The organism is Paenibacillus baimaensis, assembly GCF_025567575.1.
On the sequence record NZ_JAOQIO010000031.1, the window covers coordinates 1 to 4,351 of the forward strand.

The following is a 4,351-nucleotide window of genomic DNA, read 5'->3' on the forward strand; positions in this document are numbered from 1 at the left end:
CTGTTCTTAATGTATTTAAATAGATTTGCTAGTCTTTCATCTAACGTCTTATATACGAACTTCACCAACTTTCCATACTTGAAGAATTCGCGAAGACATTAAACAATCCTCCCGTTACTTCAATGAACCGGATGAGAGCAAGGACCTTGGATAACTCCATGTTATTCAGTGGCGTCCATGCGCTGAATGAGTTAATCAGTCGTATAGAGAGTTCAATTTTTTAGTTATTTTTGAGCTTTACATAAACGATAAGTCGCTTTTAAGTTACCAGATGAATAAATAGTACCTCTTTGTAAGTGAGTAACTTCAGTTTTATACTAGACCCATACCATGGTTGAAATATCGCGATATAAATAAAACTGGAGGCAAAATCATGACCATTGCACCTAAAATACACAAGCGCAAATTGGGAAATAGTAACGAAATGTTGTCGACTATCGGACTGGGTTGCATGGGCATGTCAGATATGTACGGAAACGCGGATCGACAGGAGAACATCTCTACGATTCATGCTGCAATGGAAGCTGGAGTTAATATACTGGATACCGGGGATATCTATGGGTCAGGGCATAATGAAATGCTGATTAGTGAAGCCCTGAAAGGTAGAAGCCGTGAGCAGGCTTTTATTGCTGTAAAATTTGGCAGCTTGCGCGATCCCAAAGGCGGTTGGGGTGGTGTCGATGGTTGACCTGCTTCCGTGAAGAATTTCCTTGCCCAGACATTGAAACGTCTGAACACCGATTATATAGATTTGTATCAACCTGCGCGACTTGATCCAGATGTACCGATCGAAGAAACTGTTGGCGCGGTCGCGGATATGGTTCAGGCCGGATGTGTAAGATATATCGGATTGTCCGGGGTAGGTCTGGACACCATTCGCCGCGCGCATTCGGTACATCCTGTCTCCTGGCTGCAAATCGAATATTCTCTATTCAGTCGTAACATTGAACTGGGAATATTGCCAGTATTACGTGAGCTGAATATCTCGCTGAATCCGTATGGTGTACTGTCTCGGGGGCTCCTGAGTGGAGCATGGACAAAGGAACGCTCTTCTAATCCGGCGGATGGCCGCAGCTTTGGCCCGCGTTTCCAAGGAGATAATCTTGTTCGCAATTTAGAGCTTGTAGAAAAGTTACGCAAAATGGCTGAATCCCGTGGCACCAATGTGGCGCAATTGGCAATGGCGTGGGTAATCGGACAAGGAGAGGATATCATTCATCTTGTAGGCGCCGGTAAACGCTCCCAATTGAACGAGAAAAATTCTCAATGGCTTTTCTTCTGCAAGTGCTCAAGTTCACACTTCCTTATAAAATCTTGCTTTATTGGATATCTTTTAGTTTCTCTACATAAAGTTTGTAACTTTCCTCATCGTAACAGACGAATAAAACGTTAGATATTGTTTCATTTTCTTTTAAAAACGTTAAGACTTCGTCTACTGCGGTTGTACATGCCTTATCTTTTGGGAATTTGAATATACCAGTGCTAATATTGGGAAATGCAATACTATCTGCATTATTTTTTACAGCAAGTCTCAAAGAGTTTCGATAGCAGCTTCTTAACAAAACTTCCTCTCCACTACTACCTCCATTCCAAACTGGCCCCACAGTATGAATTACATATTTAGCAGAAAGTTTGCCTGCTGTTGTAATAACTGCCTCTCCTGTCTTGCATCCACCTTGCTTATCACGAACCCTTTTGCATTCTTCCAGTATTTCTTTACCTCCTGCTTTATGGATAGCACCCATCAACGCCTCCACCACCAAGTAAACTTGAATTTGCAGCATTTACAATTACATCCGCTGATATTATGGTTATATCGCCTTTTAAAACCTCAATTCTTTTGATTATCCCATCCATCACATCGTCTCCCATACAATCGTCATTTTATCGACTAACAATATATTAATCAATGTTGAATCATTCCCTGTATAGGAAGTAGTTCATATTTTTGTGGGGATAAATCATAATACAAGCCACACTTATAACACCAATTCTTTGTACTACCATATGCAAGGTGTTCTAATTCTTCGTCTCCCAATCCCATTATATTAAAAGCAGGATTATTTTTATATTCAATAAACTTACTCAATCCTTTATTTGTCGATTTAACATCACTATGAAGTGTCATCCAATCATGAATACAAATTTCCTTCCTTCCACTTCCAATGTTGCTTCACATAAAAAAGGTTTACTTGATGATTTCTTATTCCCAACTTTATAATATTCAAATGTTGGAGGATTTCCAATAGTTATTTTAACAATACAACCACAAATGCAATGTCGATAAAGCAGAGTATCATCAGGAAAATCACTATTTATGTACCAACCAGAATGAGAATCATCTTCATGTTTACAAATGCATCGAATGCAAACATGATTAAATTCCACCTTCTCACTCTTTCTTTTACAAAGATAGCATGTTAAACCTTCTTTCACTAAAGGGTAAGATAAATTCACTTGGTGTCTTCGGATTTCTTTGGGTGATAAGGTAAAGCATTCTTCACATAAAATATGTGGATCATACTGAATTGCCTTATGACAACGATCGCAAAAGATTTCACTTTTTAGACCAAAAAATCTTTTTATTATCACCATGACTTACTTCCCATCGTTTTTTTTTGAAATCATCGTTTTATAAGCTATAAATAATTTTAGTCCAACTGCAGTTCAAACTATTTTTTATACTCGAAAAAATGTATGTCATCATTTGAAACTGTTGTCTTGTTCCCTAACAAATCATAAATAAAATAGTACTGATTTCGATTCTTATTTACATTTGGCTCTAGTCCCTCATTAACTGAAAACAAATATTGGTTCTTTTTTTTAGGAAGTATTTGAAATATAGTCTCTATATCATCTATTTCTACCCTCGGATCGCTCCAAATTTGTATATAATTAAATTCTTCACCAGATCTGGAATCCACCATTTGTGATCCAATACTCAGTGATATAGATTCCTTCAGAATTCTAGTTTTTTCAAATACCACTCTAAAATCATTGATTATCGACTGGTCAATTCCGCGACTGTACTCTTTACATACATTTGTTATTCCCCCAGCTAATGATGTACAAATAAAATCGCCACCCTCATCCATCGTTATGCAGTAATCCATATTATGTATATTTCTACAACTAATCATTTCTTTACCTTTGAAAAACAGGTTCATACCATCATCTTTTTCATCTAAAATTAGTTTCAAGTTTATAATTTTATTATCGCTAAAACCTAATTTGTCGATTAAAAAGTCAACATCATTCTTAGATACCTGTTGTTTGTTTGATTTTACTGTAAAATAAGAATTGTTTTCGTTTGTTAAAAATTTAAAATTGGGCTCAATTGAATTTGTCAGTGTGACATTTTGTGAAGAATTGTACGAATAATTAGAAGATAACAAAATCCAGCATCCAAACACTATAAATATCAGTTTAGCCACTATTAACTTCTCCTTTAAACTGTATTCTTATTTTAATTATTGTTCTAACTTTTCGATAAAAACTCTATGATAAGACTCATATTTATTGGGAAGTCTCTTGCTCAGATAATTCCAGAACCATATTTCATCAAAATCATTCGGTCTGTTAACCAATAAATCAGGCAAAATGTGAAGTGAACCACATCAGGGATATTGTTGATTTCAGCCATATCCTTTTTAGCTTATACCCATGATTTAAGACTCCACCATTTAATCCGAGCATAGGAAGCACTTCGATTGTCTAACAATACATAATAAAATAGGTTTGTATAAGCTCTTGTTCTTAAGGTGTCTATATGAATCACTACCTTCTGAGCAGATTGATAATGACTTTTTTATTGTTGATACTATATATCCTTTTATCCTTTGCTTCAATATTTATTTTGTGAAATGTCGATCATCAGGTGTCGTATGGCCACTTTCCCACTTTTGATAGGCCCTCAGTGAAGTACCGATTGCATCCGCGGCTTGTTTCTGCGATAACGACTCACGGTTTCGAATATCTCATGGCACTGCAATAAATCCAGTTTTAATACCCCTTCTAAAGCCTGCTCCTTCATAAAATCTTAGTGTTTCTTCTTTCTTAGATCCTGTTTGAAGCATCACCTTGTAACAATTTTCCTTCCTAGCTCTTTCTAGCGCATCGGACAAAACAAGTTTTCCGTAACCTCTTCTTCTATAATCTGAATGCGTTACAACATTCTCAATTAATCCGTAGGAACGTGCACTTCTTGTTAAATTCTTAATTATTACTAAAACACAAGAGGAAACAATCTTTCCTTCTATCTCGACTACAATGTAATGTATATTTGGGTCATTGGATCGGCTACAGTAAATTGGACAGAAAAAATAGGGGCTAGTAGAATGAAGACATCAGA

4 protein-coding genes and 2 pseudogenes are annotated in these 4,351 nt (G+C 36.4%); 1 reads left to right on the forward strand and 5 read right to left on the reverse strand.

Features of this window, described 5'->3' with window-relative positions:
- Nucleotides 1-424: 424 nt before the first annotated feature.
- Nucleotides 425-1,393 (forward strand): annotated as a pseudogene (locus OB236_RS10705) (aldo/keto reductase).
- Here the strand turns inward: OB236_RS10705 and OB236_RS10710 are convergent.
- The 5 genes and pseudogenes from OB236_RS10710 to OB236_RS10725 all read right to left on the reverse strand — a co-directional run bounded on the left by OB236_RS10710 (nt 1,320) and on the right by OB236_RS10725 (nt 4,310).
- A pseudogene (locus OB236_RS10710) lies at nt 1,320-1,857 on the reverse strand (O-acetyl-ADP-ribose deacetylase). The pseudogenes OB236_RS10705 and OB236_RS10710 sit on opposite strands and share 74 nt — an antisense overlap.
- Before the next feature lie 267 nt (nt 1,858-2,124).
- Nucleotides 2,125-2,595 carry a hypothetical protein gene (locus OB236_RS10715; protein ID WP_262683989.1) on the reverse strand — a complete coding sequence of 157 codons (471 nt, stop codon included), beginning with the start codon at nt 2,593-2,595 and terminating at the stop codon, nt 2,125-2,127.
- A 77-nt stretch (nt 2,596-2,672) separates the two neighbouring features.
- Nucleotides 2,673-3,434 carry a hypothetical protein gene (locus OB236_RS10720; RefSeq protein WP_262683990.1) on the reverse strand — a complete coding sequence of 254 codons (762 nt, stop codon included), beginning with the start codon at nt 3,432-3,434 and terminating at the stop codon, nt 2,673-2,675.
- Between the two features lie 417 nt (nt 3,435-3,851).
- A complete protein-coding gene (locus OB236_RS40035) occupies nt 3,852-3,974 on the reverse strand; it encodes a helix-turn-helix domain-containing protein (RefSeq protein WP_408638440.1) in 123 nt (40 codons plus the stop codon).
- A gap of 3 nt (nt 3,975-3,977) precedes the next feature.
- Nucleotides 3,978-4,310, reverse strand: coding sequence for a GNAT family N-acetyltransferase (locus tag OB236_RS10725; RefSeq protein ID WP_262683991.1), 333 nt, complete (start codon nt 4,308-4,310; stop codon nt 3,978-3,980).
- Nucleotides 4,311-4,351 lie beyond the last annotated feature (41 nt).